At 61.6% G+C, this 16,736-nt stretch carries 17 protein-coding genes; 13 read left to right on the forward strand and 4 right to left on the reverse strand.

The annotated features are described in order from the left end of the window. The first annotated feature begins 116 nt into the window (after positions 1 to 116). The 3 genes from GNZ12_RS13645 to groL all read left to right on the forward strand — a co-directional run bounded on the left by GNZ12_RS13645 (position 117) and on the right by groL (position 2,822). The gene (locus GNZ12_RS13645) at positions 117 to 263 is read left to right on the forward strand and encodes a hypothetical protein (RefSeq protein ID WP_172310825.1); all 147 of its coding nucleotides are present in this window, start codon (positions 117 to 119) and stop codon (positions 261 to 263) included. A gap of 573 nt (positions 264 to 836) precedes the next feature. Further along, positions 837 to 1,127: a co-chaperone GroES gene (gene groES, locus GNZ12_RS13650; protein WP_007178996.1), complete on the forward strand. Its 291-nt coding sequence runs from the start codon at positions 837 to 839 to the stop codon at positions 1,125 to 1,127. Positions 1,128 to 1,181: 54 nt separating this feature from the next. Then, the gene (groL, locus tag GNZ12_RS13655) at positions 1,182 to 2,822 is read left to right on the forward strand and encodes a chaperonin GroEL (RefSeq protein WP_172310826.1); all 1,641 of its coding nucleotides are present in this window, start codon (positions 1,182 to 1,184) and stop codon (positions 2,820 to 2,822) included. Between the two features lie 138 nt (positions 2,823 to 2,960). Here groL and cysC read toward each other — a convergent pair whose 3' ends face one another. Both cysC and GNZ12_RS13665 read right to left on the reverse strand, forming a co-directional pair. Beyond that, positions 2,961 to 3,602 carry an adenylyl-sulfate kinase gene (gene cysC / locus GNZ12_RS13660; protein ID WP_407947699.1) on the reverse strand — a complete coding sequence of 214 codons (642 nt, stop codon included), beginning with the start codon at positions 3,600 to 3,602 and terminating at the stop codon, positions 2,961 to 2,963. A 244-nt stretch (positions 3,603 to 3,846) separates the two neighbouring features. Beyond that, entirely contained in the window at positions 3,847 to 4,707 is an 861-nt protein-coding gene (locus GNZ12_RS13665) for a hydroxymethylpyrimidine/phosphomethylpyrimidine kinase (RefSeq protein WP_172310828.1), read from the reverse strand. A gap of 310 nt (positions 4,708 to 5,017) precedes the next feature. Between GNZ12_RS13665 and GNZ12_RS13670 the strand changes: the two genes are divergently transcribed. The 8 genes from GNZ12_RS13670 (at position 5,018) to GNZ12_RS13705 (ending at position 12,007) form a co-directional block, all read left to right on the forward strand. Beyond that, positions 5,018 to 5,188: a rubredoxin gene (locus GNZ12_RS13670; RefSeq protein WP_006047743.1), complete on the forward strand. Its 171-nt coding sequence runs from the start codon at positions 5,018 to 5,020 to the stop codon at positions 5,186 to 5,188. A 258-nt stretch (positions 5,189 to 5,446) separates the two neighbouring features. After that, positions 5,447 to 6,856, forward strand: a complete 1,410-nt coding sequence (locus GNZ12_RS13675) for a hypothetical protein (RefSeq protein ID WP_172310829.1) — start codon at positions 5,447 to 5,449, stop codon at positions 6,854 to 6,856. 260 nt (positions 6,857 to 7,116) lie between these two features. Beyond that, positions 7,117 to 7,695, forward strand: a complete 579-nt coding sequence (locus tag GNZ12_RS13680; RefSeq protein ID WP_042327851.1) for a YqgE/AlgH family protein — start codon at positions 7,117 to 7,119, stop codon at positions 7,693 to 7,695. Further along, positions 7,692 to 8,132 (forward strand): Holliday junction resolvase RuvX, encoded by a 441-nt coding sequence (gene ruvX / locus GNZ12_RS13685; protein WP_074285232.1) that lies wholly within the window; start codon positions 7,692 to 7,694, stop codon positions 8,130 to 8,132. Before GNZ12_RS13680 ends, ruvX begins: the two co-directional genes overlap by 4 nt. Further along, a complete protein-coding gene (pyrR, locus tag GNZ12_RS13690; protein ID WP_172310830.1) occupies positions 8,119 to 8,661 on the forward strand; it encodes a bifunctional pyr operon transcriptional regulator/uracil phosphoribosyltransferase PyrR in 543 nt (180 codons plus the stop codon). Before ruvX ends, pyrR begins: the two co-directional genes overlap by 14 nt. Before the next feature lie 125 nt (positions 8,662 to 8,786). After that, positions 8,787 to 9,812 carry an aspartate carbamoyltransferase catalytic subunit gene (locus tag GNZ12_RS13695; protein ID WP_172310831.1) on the forward strand — a complete coding sequence of 342 codons (1,026 nt, stop codon included), beginning with the start codon at positions 8,787 to 8,789 and terminating at the stop codon, positions 9,810 to 9,812. Positions 9,813 to 9,837: 25 nt separating this feature from the next. Beyond that, a complete protein-coding gene (locus GNZ12_RS13700) occupies positions 9,838 to 11,118 on the forward strand; it encodes a dihydroorotase (protein ID WP_172310832.1) in 1,281 nt (426 codons plus the stop codon). 37 nt (positions 11,119 to 11,155) lie between these two features. Continuing rightward, positions 11,156 to 12,007: a lysophospholipid acyltransferase family protein gene (locus tag GNZ12_RS13705; RefSeq protein ID WP_172310833.1), complete on the forward strand. Its 852-nt coding sequence runs from the start codon at positions 11,156 to 11,158 to the stop codon at positions 12,005 to 12,007. A 9-nt stretch (positions 12,008 to 12,016) separates the two neighbouring features. Here GNZ12_RS13705 and GNZ12_RS13710 read toward each other — a convergent pair whose 3' ends face one another. Both GNZ12_RS13710 and GNZ12_RS13715 read right to left on the reverse strand, forming a co-directional pair. Then, positions 12,017 to 12,919 (reverse strand): symmetrical bis(5'-nucleosyl)-tetraphosphatase, encoded by a 903-nt coding sequence (locus GNZ12_RS13710; RefSeq protein ID WP_172310834.1) that lies wholly within the window; start codon positions 12,917 to 12,919, stop codon positions 12,017 to 12,019. Between the two features lie 265 nt (positions 12,920 to 13,184). Continuing rightward, positions 13,185 to 14,318, reverse strand: a complete 1,134-nt coding sequence (locus GNZ12_RS13715) for an RNA-guided endonuclease InsQ/TnpB family protein (RefSeq protein ID WP_172310835.1) — start codon at positions 14,316 to 14,318, stop codon at positions 13,185 to 13,187. A 138-nt stretch (positions 14,319 to 14,456) separates the two neighbouring features. Between GNZ12_RS13715 and GNZ12_RS13720 the strand changes: the two genes are divergently transcribed. Beyond that, the gene (locus tag GNZ12_RS13720) at positions 14,457 to 15,368 is read left to right on the forward strand and encodes a GDP-mannose 4,6-dehydratase (protein ID WP_172310836.1); all 912 of its coding nucleotides are present in this window, start codon (positions 14,457 to 14,459) and stop codon (positions 15,366 to 15,368) included. A gap of 298 nt (positions 15,369 to 15,666) precedes the next feature. Next, a complete protein-coding gene (gene rfbB, locus GNZ12_RS13725) occupies positions 15,667 to 16,728 on the forward strand; it encodes a dTDP-glucose 4,6-dehydratase (protein ID WP_172310837.1) in 1,062 nt (353 codons plus the stop codon). Positions 16,729 to 16,736 lie beyond the last annotated feature (8 nt).

Genomic DNA, 16,736 nt, shown 5'->3' on the forward strand with positions numbered 1-16,736 from the left:
TGGAAGCACGCCAAGTATCACTGGCGCCGCTTCGTCACCTGGACCAAGGAAACCATCGATGCCGAGGTCAAAAAACTGCTCGACGGATTCGGCTCAGATTTTCAAATCAGATTTTCGTGAAAACTTACCGCTACGACGGCGACGTCACGGCCAATGAGGTGCACGACAAGGCTCGTGAAGCGGTGAAAGCAACTCGCCTGAAAGGCGGAATTATCGTCACTGAATCTGCGGGGAGCGTTGTCAGCGGCTTGAAAAGGGCTTGAGTCGAGCACTCGTAAAAAGCCTCGAGCGACCCTGCTCAGCTTTTGGCTGGAACCTGCCTCAACTCAGTATCTTTATGCAGCTGCTATCGCATTGCTCGGTGACGACTTGATTGAGCACGTGAACTCGGGGTCACCGCACCGGACGCGCAGGGCCGGATCGTGTTCTTCGATCTGCCTGAAGGAGACCAGCGATTGCGACCTTGGTGGGGTTTTCCCTAAATTTGGCGTGAGTCACTAGGACTTGCGAACAGACGTCGTCACAGAGGGCCGTGCAGTTGCACTGCGCGCGCGACGCTGTGAAACAGCTGGCGGCACAATAAGTCATTGTTTTAAAAAGACATTTTATGTCATCGTGGCGATCGTGCGCGGCTAAGAGTTCAGACTTAAGCGAACAAAGTTCAAAGTTGAGCGAATCTCGACACGAATCTCGACAGCCACATCCCTTCTTGAATTTGTCACCACCCGTCCATATAATTAGCACTCGCTGCACGAGAGTGCTAACAACATCGCCGGCTGGCTCAGCCAGCCGGGTTTTCTCAGCGTTCTTCAGTCTCAATCAAGAGAGGAGTATGTATGAACCTTCGTCCTTTGCATGATCGCGTGATCGTCAAACGTCTGGATCAAGAAACCAAGACTGCGTCGGGCATCGTGATCCCCGAAGCCGCAGCGGAAAAGCCGGATCAAGGCGAAATCCTGGCAGTTGGCCCGGGCAAGCGTGACGACAAGGGTGCACAAATCGCACTCGACGTGAAGGTTGGTGACCGCGTCCTGTTCGGCAAGTACGCAGGCCAGACCGTTAAGGTCGACGGCAACGAACTGCTCGTGATGCGCGAAGAAGACATCATGGCCGTGGTGCAGAAGTAAGCGCTGGTCGCTACTTTTCCCGGTCATATCCCAAAGAATTCAAGGAGTTAGAAGATGGCAGCTAAAGACGTCGTATTCGGTGATTCCGCCCGTGCCAAGATGGTTGAAGGCGTGAACATCCTCGCGAACGCTGTGAAGGTCACGCTGGGCCCGAAGGGTCGCAACGTTGTCCTGGAACGCAGCTTCGGCGGCCCGACGGTCACGAAGGATGGTGTTTCGGTCGCGAAAGAGATCGAACTGAAAGACAAGCTCCAGAACATGGGCGCGCAAATGGTCAAGGAAGTCGCTTCCAAGACCAGCGACAACGCAGGTGACGGCACCACGACCGCAACGGTTCTGGCTCAGTCGATCGTCCGCGAAGGCATGAAGTACGTTGCATCGGGCATGAACCCGATGGACCTGAAGCGCGGTATCGACAAGGCTGTGACGGCCGCGATCGAAGAACTGCGCAAGATCAGCAAGCCGTGCACGACCAACAAGGAAATCGCTCAAGTCGGCGCGATCTCGGCGAACAGCGATTCGTCGATCGGCGACCGTATCGCTGAAGCGATGGACAAGGTTGGCAAGGAAGGCGTCATCACGGTTGAAGACGGCAAGTCGTTGCAAGACGAGCTGGACGTTGTCGAAGGTATGCAATTCGACCGCGGCTACCTGTCGCCGTACTTCATCAACAACCCGGACAAGCAAGTTGCTGTGCTCGAAAACCCGTTCGTGCTGTTGCACGACAAGAAGGTTTCGAACATTCGTGACCTCCTCCCGGTTCTGGAACAAGTTGCTAAGGCGGGCCGTCCGCTGCTGATCATCGCGGAAGACGTCGAAGGCGAAGCGCTGGCTACGCTGGTTGTGAACAACATCCGCGGCATCCTGAAGACGGTTGCTGTCAAGGCTCCGGGCTTCGGCGATCGTCGTAAGGCCATGCTGGAAGACATCGCGGTTCTGACTGGCGGTCAAGTCATCGCTGAGGAAACCGGCCTGACGCTCGAAAAGGCAACGCTGGCTGAACTGGGCCAAGCAAAGCGTATCGAAGTGGGCAAGGAAAACACGACGATCATCGACGGCGCTGGCGAAGCTGCAACCATCGAAGCGCGCGTGAAGCAAGTTCGCACGCAAATCGAAGAAGCAACGTCGGACTACGACCGTGAAAAGCTGCAAGAACGCGTGGCCAAGCTGGCTGGCGGTGTTGCAGTGATCAAGGTCGGCGCTGCGACCGAAGTCGAAATGAAGGAAAAGAAGGCACGTGTCGAAGACGCACTGCACGCAACGCGCGCAGCTGTGGAAGAAGGCATCGTGGCTGGTGGCGGCGTCGCACTGATCCGTGCACGTACGGCAATCGCTGGCCTGAAGGGCGCTAACGCCGATCAGGACGCAGGTATCAAGATCGTGCTGCGCGCGATGGAAGAGCCGCTGCGCCAGATCGTCACGAACGGTGGCGAAGAAGCCAGCGTCGTGGTGGCAGCTGTTGCTGCTGGCACGGGCAACTACGGCTACAACGCTGCAACCGGCGAGTACGTCGACCTGGTTGACGCAGGTGTCGTGGACCCGACGAAGGTGACGCGCACGGCGCTGCAAAACGCAGCATCGGTCGCTGGCCTGCTGTTGACCACCGACGCAGCTGTTTGCGAACTGCCGAAGGAAGATGCTCCGATGGGCGGCGGTATGCCCGGCGGCATGGGCGGCATGGGCATGGACATGTAATTTCCATTGGGCCTCGTTTGAGGCTCAGTTGGAAAGGCATGGGGAAGTGCGCCGCGAGGCGTGCTTCCCAAAACAAAAAACCCGCAGAAACGCGGGTTTTTTGTTTTGGGGCAGGCGGTAAGTCGTTCCGTTGGGCGCTCAATATTGCGTGTGCGCTTCGCAGCGGGGATCCGCCAGACAGTTATCGCGCAAGTAGGTGAATAGTTTCCCTACGCTTTCGGCCGGCGTTTGCATTGCGGTGTCGATTTTCAACTCAGGGTCGGCCGGGGCCTCATAGGGTGCGGATACCCCGGTAAACGACGCAATCTCGCCAGCTCGGGCTTTGGCATAGAGGCCTTTCGGATCACGACGGGCGCAAGCGTCGACGGAGGCTGACAGGTAGGTCTCGATGAAATTGCCGGGCCCGACGATCTCGCGCGCCATCGCTCTGTCTTCGCGCATGGGTGAGATAAGCGCCGTGATGACGATAAGACCCGCGTCGTTCATCAATTGAGCCACGTGCGCCACCCGGCGAATATTTTCACGTCGGTCTTTCTTGTCAAAACCGAGATCGCATGCCAAACCATGGCGGATATTGTCTCCGTCGAGGACATAGCACGCGTGGCCGAGCGATACGAGTCGCTGTTCGAGTTGGAAAGCGATGGTTGACTTGCCCGCCCCGGATAACCCGGTCAGCCAGATCGTAACCGGCTTGTGGCGGAATATTTGCATTCTGTCGCGGGTAGTCACTTCGCCGTGGACGCGTTGCAGGAAGGTGCAGGGATCGTCCGAAGCCCCCATGGGCAGGGGAACTGGAATCGGCGAAGACATAGGTTTACATGACCGGATTACGAATCGTAAAGTTTAACCTGACGATAAGCGGCGCGTTGTAACGTTTTATTACAAGTTCGAAAGTGTATTTACACTGAAGTGGAGGGTGGAGGACTGTTTGAAAAGAAAAAACCCGCAGATATGCGGGTTTTTGGATGCTGTTCTATTACAGCTGTAATGCTTGCTATGCGCTTGCCGCTCATGCGGTCGAAGCTTAGTGCCGTGCCTCGCCCGGCGCCGCGTCCTTGCCGGCCGCGGGTGGCGTGTCGTCATCGCTGCTGCGGGCCCAGAAGAAGCGATCTGGCAGATACGCGCCCATTCCTGGCCGGAATGCGTTGCGCATCGCCTGGTACAGATACTCCTGCGCCTCGCGTACCGCTTCCGCCGGCTCCTGGCCATTAGCCAGCAAGGCGGCAATCGCGGAACCGAGCGTATCCGTGATGCCCATGATCCGGTGGCTGCCGCGGTCCCACATATCCTGGCGCAGCTGGCCGTCTTCGCTGAACAGCGTGTTGACGAGCCGGTGCGTGCCCGTTTCCGTCGACAGAATGTATTCACAGCCTTGCGACAGCAGATGCGAGATCGCCGCGTCGAGGCTAGGCGCTTCGGCGTCGCCGTCCGGCTGGGCGAGGGCGAGCAGCGTGGCCGAATCGGCGACCAGCAAGGTGGTTTGCGGCGCCAGCAGGTCGGCGATCGCTTCGCGTAGTTCGTCGGCGGCGAGCACGTGTTCGTCGTCGAGCGTGAAGTCGGGGGCGAGGATCAGCGGGATGTCGTCGTAATCGGCGACCACTTCCGCAATCGCGCTCACCACCTCCGCGCGTGTGCATGCGCCGACCTTGAACGCGGCGATCGGCATGTCTTCGAGCAGCATCCGAGCCTGGGTCGCGACCACTTCAGGGTCGAGCCCGGTGACTTCGTCGCAGCTGGCCGAGTCACGCACGGTATAGCCCGTGAGCACGGAGACGCCATGGCAGCCCATGCTGGCAAGGGTCATCAGGTCGGCTTGCAGGCCGGAGCCACCGGTGGGATCGGAAAGGCCGAAGGTGAGGACGATCGGAGGCGTGTCGCTGGGCATGAAGATTTACAAAAAGGAGCTGTATTTAGGCGCAGAGGGTGCGCAATCGGCTCAATTATGCGGCCTAAACCGTTGTGAAGGCGTTTTTTCGCATTCTTCGGCGTGTTGCGGCAAGCGGGCAGCACGTAAGTAGCACGTAAGCGGCAAGTGGGCGCAGCCCCATGCCGCAAGCGCCAGCCAAACCGACGCAAGCCTCTAGCCAAAGGCCGCCGCACGCTGCGATTGGGCGTTTCTGATCGCTAGGCATTGGGGCGGCAACACGGTACCATCATGGCTCCCGTTTCCACGGACTCTACGACGCGACACAAGAATGGAATATCAAAGCTGGATGTGCCTGATTTGCGGCTGGATTTACGACGAAGAAGCCGGTTTGCCGGACGAAGGCATTGCGCCGGGCACCCGCTGGGAGGACGTTCCTATTAACTGGACCTGCCCGGAATGCGGAGCGCGCAAGGAAGACTTCGAGATGGTCCAGATCTGAAGTCCGAGGGGCAAGCGGCGGTGTCCCGCTGAGTGCCATGCTGAGTGCTTGCGGCGCGGCGTTTTGCAGACGGCGTCGGCCGGATCGAACGCGGTTCATGCGCTCGGAACGCTGCCCCAACGCGTCGACGCGGAACGTCCCCGGTTGCGCCGTGTCGCAGCGGTAGTCTGTCATTGTCCTTTCGCCAGTTCGCGCGTTAGCCGATCAGTCTCTCGTGCGACGCTAAGCGACGGCCCGTCAGCTTCCTGTCGCCTGCCCATGACTCTTCGATCCGCTGCACCCGATTCCTTCGATGCCTTGCCGAATCCGCGCGGCGGTGCTGTGCGTCCCGCGGAGCTGGCGCTGGCCGAGGCGCTGCTGGCGTTCGAGCAGCACAGCGAGAGCACCTCGGCGCTGCTGCGTGCGTCGCACGCATTGCGCGAGGCCGGCTGGCTGAGCGCGCAGCGCTTCGCGGACGCGCTGGTGCGGCTTTCGCCTTTGGCCGAGGGCGATCCGGCTGACGCGGACAGTGCGCGGCCGGTGTTCGGCGCGGCGCTGCACGATTTCCGCGCGGCGCTCGAGCGCCACAATCTGCGCGAGCTGTCCTGCTCGCCCACACTGTTCAATCACTATCGCGCGCTCTGTACCCATCTGTCGGAGCACACGCCCGGTTCGACCGTCGCGTTCGAAGATCTCGCGCTCTGCGCCCGCCCGGTGCCGCCGGTGTCGCTGTATGCCCAATCCGCAGATCAATTGGCCCATTTGCGGGCACGCTATGAGCGCGCGCTGTTGCCGGTGTTGCGCTCGCAGCCCGATAGCAGCGGTGCTGCGCTGGCGTTCACGAACGCGGCGCTCGACGAACTGGACGCCGTCCTTACCGAACTCACCGGCCCGGACCCGTACGATTTCTGGCGCCTCGCCAAAGCTTGCGCCAAGGCGCTGCGCGTGAGCGGCCGCGCCACCGGAGAAGCCGACGCGCGCCGCTTCTATGCGCGCTGCAATCTCACGCTGGCCGATCACGCGCGGGGGATCGAGCGCGCGCCTCGTTCGCTGGTCCGCGCAACGTTGGCGCTGCTGTGGCGCGACTACGCGTTGTTCGGCGCTGCGGCGGAAGACGCTGATCAGGTTGAAGTGCTGCACGACTATGGTTTGACGGTCGATTGGCACGTCGCGGGCACCCAGGCATCCGAAATGCTTTGGGAAGCGGGCGCCGTGCAGGCGCAGGCGATCAGCGCGACCCGCAGCACGTTGACGCGTGAGCTGGGTGTGTTGACCGTCAACGCGCACGCCTACGAAGACTTCCTGCAATCCGCGGATGCCGCGATTTCAGCGCTAACCGAGCATGCCCGCGCGGCCGATCAGCCCGAGAAGGCTGACCCGAGCGAAGCGCTGCAGGCGGGTGACGCCGCCTACCGGCTCGGCGCCGCCGCGTGCGCGCTGGGCCTCGGCCACGTGGCGCTGGTGGCCGACGCGCTCGGGCTGGCGTGGCGCCGCCGCGCGCACGCCGGCGTATCGACGCCGGCAGTGCGCTCCCACGTCATCGTCGGCGCGCCGGCGGCGAGCACGCTCGAGCAGACTGCTGAAGCGTTGCGCGCGATGCTGCACAAAGTGGCGGCGGGCGTCACGCCGGCAGGAAGCAGTGCCGCGCTGGCCACATTGACGCGTTCGATCGAGCAGGGCGGCGCCTGATCTGCTGCGGTATGCAGCCGCACGTCCTGTGCGCGGGCAAGCATTCTCGGCCCGCCGCAGCGAGGCGCCCTGTTCGAACCCCGAGGCACGCGGCATGCGTGTCATAAAACACCGCTGAGCCGCACCGTGGACAAGGCCTGCGTGCGTGATAGAGTGCAACTTGATTCGCCGTCGATGGCTCGCGGCGCCCTTCATCGCGCACATCGCGGTTCCGCGCTTAAAGCCTGCCATCCTGCATCGTCTTTGCTAAAATTCGAACTATGTCCAAGAGTACCGATCGCATCAATCTGACCAACCAGTTCCTGATCGCCATGCCGAACATGGCCGATCCCACGTTTTCAGGAACGGTGGTCTACCTTTGCGATCACAGTGAGCGCGGTGCGCTCGGCCTCGTGATCAACCGGCCGACCGATATCGACCTGGAAGCGCTCTTCAGTCGCATCGATCTCAAGCTCGAGATCGAACCCCTTCTTCATGTGCCCGTGTATTTCGGCGGCCCGGTGCAAACCGAGCGCGGCTTCGTGCTGCACGATCCGAAAGACGGCAATGCCTATACGTCGTCAATGTCGGTGCCGGGTGGGCTCGAAATGACCACCTCGAAAGACGTGCTCGAAGCCGTCGCGAGCGGCACCGGTCCGGAGCGATTCCTGCTCACGCTCGGCCATGCCGGCTGGGGCGCGGGTCAGCTCGAAGAAGAGATTTCCAAGAACGGCTGGCTCACGGTCGAAGCCGACCCGAAAATCGTGTTCGACGTGCCCGCTGAAGAGCGTCTGGAAGCGGCGCTCGCGCTTCTCGGCATTTCGCTGTCGATGCTGTCGGGCGAGGCGGGGCACGCATGAGCCTGCCGGCCGGACGTGAGGCGACGCTGCTTGCGTTCGACTATGGTGAAAAGCGGATCGGCGTGGCGGTAGGCAATTCGCTCACCCGCAGCGCACGGCCGCTCGTGATCGTGCAGAACCGCAGCCGCGAATATCGTTTCGAGGCGGTCGGCAAGCTGATCGCCGAATGGAAACCGGACGCGCTGGTGGTCGGCTTGCCGATGCACCCGGACGGCACGCCCCACGAAATGACCCAACTCGCGAAGCGCTTCGGTAATCAACTGAATGGCCGCTTCAATCTGCCGGTGACGTGGATCGACGAGCGCTATTCGTCGGTCGAGGCGAAGGCGGAAATCCGCGCCGGCAACGGCCGCGCCGACATGCTCGACGCCGAAGCCGCCAGCATCATCCTCCAGCAATATCTAGACGGACTTTCCGACGACCATGAGTTCCATTGACGCCGAAGCGCTCTACAGCGCTTTGCTCGAACAGATTCGTGCCGCTTATGGTGACAGGCTCGGCACCGGGCACGATGGTGCCGAAGGCGCCGTGCTGGCCGGTATCTACAGCGGTGGCGCGTGGCTAGTCGAGCGTCTTGCGCGCGACCTGCACGTGCCGAGCTTCGGGGTGGTGAATGTGGCGTTGCATCGTGACGACTATGCGAAGAAAGGCCTGCACTCGCAGGCGAGCCCGACCTCGCTGCCGTTTTCCGTGGACAAGCGCCGCATCGTGCTGGTGGACGACGTGCTATACACCGGTCGCACGATTCGCGCCGCGCTGAACGAGCTGTACGACTACGGCCGGCCGGCATCGGTCGAACTGGCCGTGCTGGCCGACCGCGGTGGACGCGAGTTACCGGTGGCGGCGCGGTTTGTCGGCGGCGTGGTGCAGGTGCCTGCCGATGCGACGCTGGTGCTGGCCCGCGAACCGGGCGCCGCCGACGGCAATCAGCGTTTCACCTTTCGCACCGAAGCACGCGTCGATTGAACGCGGCTTTGCACATCGAGCAAAACGGTTCACACGCTGCGGCTTTGCACGCGGCGCTTGAACCGTCACACGCAGTCAGCATCGACACCGAACACGTTGAAGCCCGTATTTGAAGCAGGTACATCATGCACACCGCCAGCCAGGCCTCCCAGGATTCAGCCAGCAGCGCCACCGAGCGCTTCCGTTATGGCTTCCTGAAGGGCAATCCGCAGCTCACGAAAAACGGCGAGCTCAAACATCTGTTGTCGATCGAGGGCTTGCCGAAGGCGATCGTCAATCACATTCTCGATACCGCCGACCAGTTCGTCAGCGTGACCGATCGGGAAGTGAAGAAGGTGCCGCTGTTGCGCGGCAAGTCGGTGTTCAACCTGTTCTTCGAGAACTCGACGCGCACCCGCACCACCTTCGAAATCGCCGCGACGCGTTTGTCGGCGGACGTGCTGAATCTGAACATCAATGCTTCGTCGACCAGCAAGGGTGAGTCGCTGCTCGACACGATCAACAACCTCTCGGCGATGCATGCCGATATGTTTGTCGTGCGCCATGCATCGAGCGGGGCGCCGTACCTGATCGCCCAGCACTGCGCGCCGCATGTGCACGTGATCAATGCCGGCGACGGCCGTCACGCACACCCGACCCAGGGTCTGCTCGACATGTACACGATCCGCCACTACAAGAAGGATTTCACAAATCTGCGTGTGGCGATTGTCGGCGACATTCTGCATTCGCGGGTTGCGCGCTCGGACATTCATGCGCTCACTACGCTCGGCGTGCCTGAAGTGCGCGCGATCGGTCCGCGCACACTGCTGCCGGGCGGTCTCGAGCAGATGGGCGTGCGCGTATTCCATAACCTCGACGAAGGCCTGAAAGACGTCGACGTGATCATCATGTTGCGTCTGCAAAATGAGCGGATGAGCGGTGCGCTGCTGCCGTCGGCGCAGGAGTACTTCAAGAGCTGGGGCTTGACGCCGGAACGCCTGGCGCTTGCCAGCCCCGATGCGATCGTGATGCACCCGGGTCCGATGAATCGCGGCGTCGAAATCGATTCGCAAGTGGCCGACGGTCCGCAATCGGTGATTCTGAACCAGGTCACGTTCGGCATCGCGGTGCGCATGGCGGTGATGGGGATCGTCGCGGGCAATCACGGCTAAACCACGGCCAAACATAAGGCAGCGAATGAAGGTTCATATTCAAGGCGGCACGCTGATCGATCCGGCAGCGGGCACCGAACAGCAGCAGGACATTTTTATCGAAGCGGGCAAGATCGTCGCCATCGGCAACGCGCCTGCTGATTTCCAGGCAGCAAAGACGATCGACGCCAAAGGTTTGTCGATCGCGCCCGGCCTGGTCGACCTGTCCGCGCGCCTGCGCGAGCCGGGCTACGAACACAAGGCGACGCTCGAATCCGAAATGGCCGCGGCGCTCGCGGGCGGCGTGACGAGTCTCGTGTGTCCGCCGGACACCGATCCGACGCTCGATGAGCCAGGCCTCGTCGAGATGCTCAAGTTCCGCGCGCGCAATCTGAACCAGGCGCATGTGTATCCGCTCGGCGCGTTGACCGTCGGGCTGAAAGGCCAGGTCCTCACCGAGATGGTGGAGTTGACCGAGGCGGGCTGTATCGGCTTTTCGCAAGCCGATGTGCCGGTGGTCGACACGCAGGTATTGATGCGCGCGTTGCAGTACGCGAAGACGTACGGCTACACCGTGTGGCTGCGTCCGGTCGATGCGTATCTGGGCAAGGGCGGCGTGGCCGCGAGCGGCGCGCTGGCGTCGCGCATGGGCTTGTCGGGCGTGCCGGTGTCGGCCGAGACGATCGCGCTGCATACGATCTTCGAACTGGTCCGCGTGACGGGAGCACGGGTGCACCTGTCGCATGTATCGTCGGCGGCGGGCATCGAGTTGATGCGCGCGGCCAAGGTGGAGGGTTTGCCGGTGTCGTGCGACGTCACCGTGAACCACGTGCATCTGATTGACCTCGATATCGGCTACTTCGACGCGCAGTTCCGGCTCGATCCACCGTTGCGCCAGCAGCGCGATCGCGAAGCGATACGCGCGGGTCTCGTCGACGGTACGATCGACGCGATCTGCTCCGACCACACGCCGGTCGACGACGACGAAAAGCTCCTGCCGTTCGCCGAAGCCACGCCGGGCGCGACGGGCCTCGAGCTGTTTCTGTCGCTAACAGTCAAATGGGCCGACGAAGCGGGCGTGCCGTTGGCAAAGGCGCTGAACCGCATCACCACGGCGCCGGCCGACGTGTTGAAGCTTGAGGTGGCAGGCCGCATCGCCGTGGGCGCCGTCGCCGATCTCTGCGTGTTCGACCGCAACGCGTATTGGCGCGTCGAGCCGCGCGTATTGAAGAGCCAGGGGCACAACACGCCGTTCCTTGGCTATGAACTGCCCGCGCGCGTGCGGGCGACCATCGTGTCCGGTCACGTCGCGTTCGAACAGCGCTAATCTCCGCGCCATTGCCCAGTTACGGAAAGCTCAGACAATGAAGCTCGCGTTACGCAAGGCCCGTCTCATCGCGCATCTGCTGCACGGCATGTGGATCGTCGCGACGCGCTTTCCCAAGGCTAGTGCCGAAGCGCGTCACACGCTCAACCGCGAATGGTCGCTGAAAATGCTGCGCTTATGCGGCATGCAGCTCGTCGTGCATAACGATAGCGCACGGCTCGACCGCGGCGTGCTGGTGGTCGCCAATCACATCTCGTGGATCGACATCTACGTGATCAATGCGTGGCGGCCCACGCCGTTCGTTTCGAAGGCCGAGATCCGGCAGTGGCCGGTGGTCGGCTGGCTGGCGCAGCAACTGGACACGGTGTTCATTCAGCGCGAGAAGCGCAGCGATGCGAAGCGCATCATGCACGAACTGTCCGACCGCCTGGGCGCGGGTGAACTGATGTGCGTGTTTCCTGAAGGGACGACGTCAAACGGTCTGACGCTGCTGCCGTTTCACGCGAATATGTTCCAGGCAGCTGTGTCGGCCTCGGCGCCGGTGCAGCCGCTTTGCATCATGTATGAAGATGCGCACGGCCGGCAATCTACCGCGCCTGCGTATATCGACGACCTGACGCTGGCGGACTCGCTGAACATGCTGTTGCGTGGCGGCCCATTGACCGCGCACGTGTATGTCGGCGCACCGCTCGCGCCGGGCGCGGATCGGCGCACGCTGGCGGCGGAGGCTGAAGGCGTGATTGGGATGGCATTGCGGGAGATGCAACGCGGTATGGCGAGGTCCGGCGCTGCGATCGCGGCGTCGATTTCATCGCCCAGTTCCTCTGACGCCTCCAACGCCTCGCCAGCACTGATCGAGCCAATCGATCAATCCGGCCGGTCGGCTTAGCAGCGCAGCTTAGTTACCGCCGCCTGCTACGCGGCAAGTCTCGCAGTCGACCTGGGTCAGCGTGCGTTCCACAGGATTTTGCGCAAGGCGCACGGCGGAGAGTTTCTCACCCCATACGCAGCCGGAATCCAGGCCGATCAGGTTGTCGCGCAAGGTCAAACCGAGCGCGGCCCAATGGCCGAACACCACCGTGATGTCCGCAGTCTTGCGCGACGGCACGTCGAACCACGGCATGCTGCCCGGCGGCGCGGAATTCAAGCCGCCGCTGGTGCTGAAATCCATCGCGCCTTCGGCATTGCAGAAGCGGATGCGCGTCAATGCGCTGCACGTCAGGCGCAGCCGGTCGATGCCCTTGATGCCGGGCGTCCAGCGATTCGGCTCGTTGCCGTAGAGTCCCGCGAGCGTTTCCTTCCAGTTCGGCGCGCGCAGCGCCCGCTGCAATTCGTCGGCGAGTTCCATTGTCAGGGCGGCATCCCATTGCGGCAATACGCCTGCATGCACCATCAACATGCCGTTGTCGAAATGCGCGATCGGACGATGGCGGACCCATTCGAGCAGATCGGCGGCATCCGGCGCGGCGAGAATGTCGTCGATCGTGTCGCCTTTCTTCGATTTGCGAATTCCCGCCGACACCGACAGCAGATGAAGGTCGTGGTTACCCAGCACCGGCACCGCGCGGTCTCCCAACGCAATGATGTCGCGCAGTGTGGCGAGCGATTCGCACCCGCGGTTGATCAGGTCGCCCGCGAACCACAGCGGTGTGTCTTTGGGCGGCGCGGCCTTAGCCAGCAACTGCTGGAACGACGTGCGGCAGCCTTGCAGGTCGCCGAAAGCGAGAGGTAGCGGGTGCGGCTGCGCGACGACAGTGGAAGCTGTAGTAGAAGCGGCGGTGGAAGCGGTGGAGGATGTCATCGAGAAGTTGGTGCAGTTCGATACACGCGGTTACGAACAAGGCATGCCGCGTTGGGCGGTGCAACATGCTAGCGTGACATAATAGCTCGTTTGAGGCAGGGATATCGCGGCATACGCTGTCAGGAGCCGCCAGCAACCGGGACTGGCGGGCGCGTTGTCAGGAGCGCCGCCGCTGGCGCGCGCAATATTGCACCACAACAGGTTGACTGCTCCCCTCCCAAAAGGAAGGGGATTCCCACTTCACAGAAGGCAACCCAACTTCATCTCAAACAGACATGGGACTTACGCTTTCTCCATGGGCTGACGCCGCCAGTCCGGCGGCCAGAACATTGCGCGCAGCGTTGACGTCGCGATCATGGATGCTGCCGCATTCCGGGCAGGTCCATGCGCGGATATTCAGCGGCATCTTGACCACTGTATGTCCGCAATCGCTGCATCGTTTGCTTGACGGGTACCACTTGTCGATGCCGACCAACGTGCGTCCGTACCACTGCGCTTTGTACTCTAGTTGCCGGGTGAACTCGGACCAGCTTGCATCGCTGATCGACTTTGCAAGGCAACGGTTCTTCTGCATGTTGCTGACGGCAAGGCTTTCGATGGCGATCACTTGGTTTTCGTTTATCAGCCGGCTCGAAAGTTTGTGCAGGAAGTCCCTTCGGGAATCTGCCGTCCTGGCATGCATTCGTGCAACTTTGAGCTTCGCCTTCATGCGATTGGCGGAACCCTTTTGCTTCTTCGCTAGTCGCCGTTGCAGCTTGGCGAGCTTGGCCTCGTTCTTTCGGAACGTGTTAGGGGCCGCGATCTTCTCGCCGGTAGAAAGGATGGCGAAGTGCGTCAGACCTAAGTCGATGCCAACTTTGCCGGATACCTCTGGCTTCGCGCTTACTGCGTCATCGCACAGCATCGAGACATGGTATCTGCCCGATGCGTCTTTCGACACCGTGACGGTCGTTACCTGTGCTCCCTTCGGGATAGTGCGTGACCATCGAATCGCAAGCGGCGCATCCATCTTCGCGAGTTTCAATGACGCACCATCCCACTTGAAAGCGCTCGTCGTGTACTCGGCAGACTGCGGGCCGTCCTTGCGCCTGAAATTCGGATACTTCGCGCGCTTGGCGAAGAAGTTCGCAAATGCCGTTTGCAAGTGGCGCAAGGCCTGCTGCACCGGAACCGAACTGACTTCGTTCAGCCATGCGTGGTCGGGTGTTTTCTTGAGCGCCGTGAGCGCTGCGGAGGTTTCGTGGTATCCGACTCGTTCCTGACGCTGATACCACGCATCGGTACGCAACCGAAGCATGTGGTTATAGGCAAAACGCGCGCACCCAAACGTCCTGGCAAGAATCGCTTCTTGCCCGGGCGTCGGGTAGAACCGGAATCGGTATGCTCGCTTAATGTCCATTATTCACACAATATCATGTGTTTGTGTGAGATTGAAAATCTGGAGAAGCAGCCTCGCGGCTGCGCTCCTTTCACTCCCCGCCCCTGAGGGACGGGGTTTCTCGGAGCAAATCTGATGACTCTCGTGAACGGAGAAAGCATGTCGTCTTTTCATGCGCAGCAACCTATCCGCACGCTCGTCACCGGGGCGAGTGGCTTCACTGGCCGCTATCTGGTCGACAACCTGCTCGGCCGCGGCCATACCGTGATCGAAACGGTGGGCGGGCGCAACGAGCCTGAAACGCCGACGCGCCTCAGGCTCGACATTACGTCGCCTGACGCATGCCGGCGCGTGATCGAAACCGCGCGGCCCGACTACATCGTGCATCTGGCGGCGATCAGCTTCGTGGGCCATAACGATCCGCTCGACTTTTACCGCGTCAACGTGATCGGCACGCTGAATCTGCTGGAGGCCTGTGCGGCTGTCGGCCATACGCCCCGCAAGCTGTTGATCGCGAGCAGCGCGAATGTTTACGGCAATGTCACCAGCGACGCCATCGACGAAACCTTTCCGGTCACGCCGGTGAACCACTATGCCGCTAGCAAGGCGGCCATGGAAACGATGGTGCGGACCTGGTTCGACCGGTTGCCTATCCTGATCGTGCGGCCGTTTAACTACACCGGCCGCGGGCAGACGTCGAACTTCCTCGTGCCGAAGATCGTCGAGCATTTCGCGCGTCGCGAACCGGCTATCGAGCTCGGCAATATCGACGTGGCGCGTGATTTCTCGGACGTGCGCTACGTGGCGAGCGCCTATGAGGCTTTGCTTGACTCGCAAGCCGCTGCTGAAACGGTCAATGTCTGTACCGGCACGCCTTACACGCTGCGGGACATTCTGTCGGCGGCCAGCGATCTGACCGGGCATGAGCTTGAGATCCGCGTCAATCCTGCTTTCGTCCGACAAACCGACGTGAAGATGCTGGCCGGGTCGCCGGCCAAGCTGCGCTCGCTGGTGCCGAAGGTCGAGGCGATTCCGTTTATGGATACGCTGCGTTGGATGTTGGCGGCTTAACTCGCGCAACCGGCGGCATCTGCAGCCATCTGCCGTTATCTTGTGCTGTAGCGCCGCGTCAAATCATTCCCTTGATGGCCAGTGGAAACCAAGCTTGTCAAGCTGTTTCAAGTTGTTAGGGTGCTAGTTTTTGCACCGGGCGGCTTTATAATCGTGGCTTCATAAGATTGGCGTTTGAGCGCCTGCCCGCGGTGCGTGGGGTGGCGGCAGGCGTTGACAAGAATCGGACACCACAACGCGGGGTACGCAGGTCGGCGAACCGATTCCGATCTGCCACCAACATCTACAAGGGAATTTCATGATCCTGGTAACGGGCGGTGCCGGCTTTATCGGCGCCAATTTCGTGCTCGACTGGCTCGATGCGTCGGACGAAGCAGTGCTGAATGTAGACAAGCTGACTTACGCCGGCAATCTGGGTACGCTCAAGTCGCAACAGGCCAACCCCAAGCACGTCTTCGTACGCGCCGATATCTGCGATCGCGCTGCGCTCGACGCGCTCTTTGCCGAGCGCAAGCCGCGTGCCGTGCTGCACTTCGCCGCTGAGAGCCATGTGGATCGTTCGATTCACGGCCCGGCTGATTTCGTGCAGACCAATGTGGTCGGCACCTTCACGTTGCTCGAAGCCACCCGTCAGTACTGGAATGCGCTCGGCGAGGCCGACAAGGCCGCGTTCCGTTTCCTGCACGTCTCGACCGACGAAGTGTTCGGTTCGCTTTCCGCTACCGATCCGCAATTCTCCGAAACCACGCCGTACGCGCCGAATAGCCCCTATTCAGCCACCAAGGCGGGTTCCGACCATCTGGTGCGCGCCTACCATCACACGTATGGCCTGCCGGTGCTCACCACGAACTGCTCGAACAACTACGGCCCGTACCAGTTCCCCGAGAAGTTGATTCCGCTGATGATCGCCAACGCACTCGGCGGCAAGGCGCTGCCGGTTTACGGTGACGGTCAGAACGTGCGCGACTGGTTGTATGTCGGCGACCATTGCAGCGCGATCCGCGAAGTACTCGCGCGCGGCACGCCCGGCGAAACGTACAACATCGGCGGCTGGAACGAAAAGAAGAACCTCGACGTCGTGCATACGCTGTGCGACCTGCTCGATCAATTGCGTCCGAAGGCGGGTGCCTCGTACCGCGACCAGATCACCTACGTGAAGGATCGTCCGGGCCACGACCGCCGTTATGCGATCGACGCTCGCAAGCTCGAGCGCGAGCTCGGCTGGAAGCCGGCTGAGACGTTCGAAACAGGCCTCGCCAAGACGGTTCAGTGGTATCTGGACAATCAGGCGTGGTCTGACGAAGTCGCTTCGGGCGAGTATCGGAACTGGGTTGAGACCAACTACGCGCAGCGCGCGTAAGGGCACGG

Source organism: Paraburkholderia solitsugae (assembly GCF_013177695.1).
GTDB lineage: Bacteria > Pseudomonadota > Gammaproteobacteria > Burkholderiales > Burkholderiaceae > Paraburkholderia > Paraburkholderia solitsugae.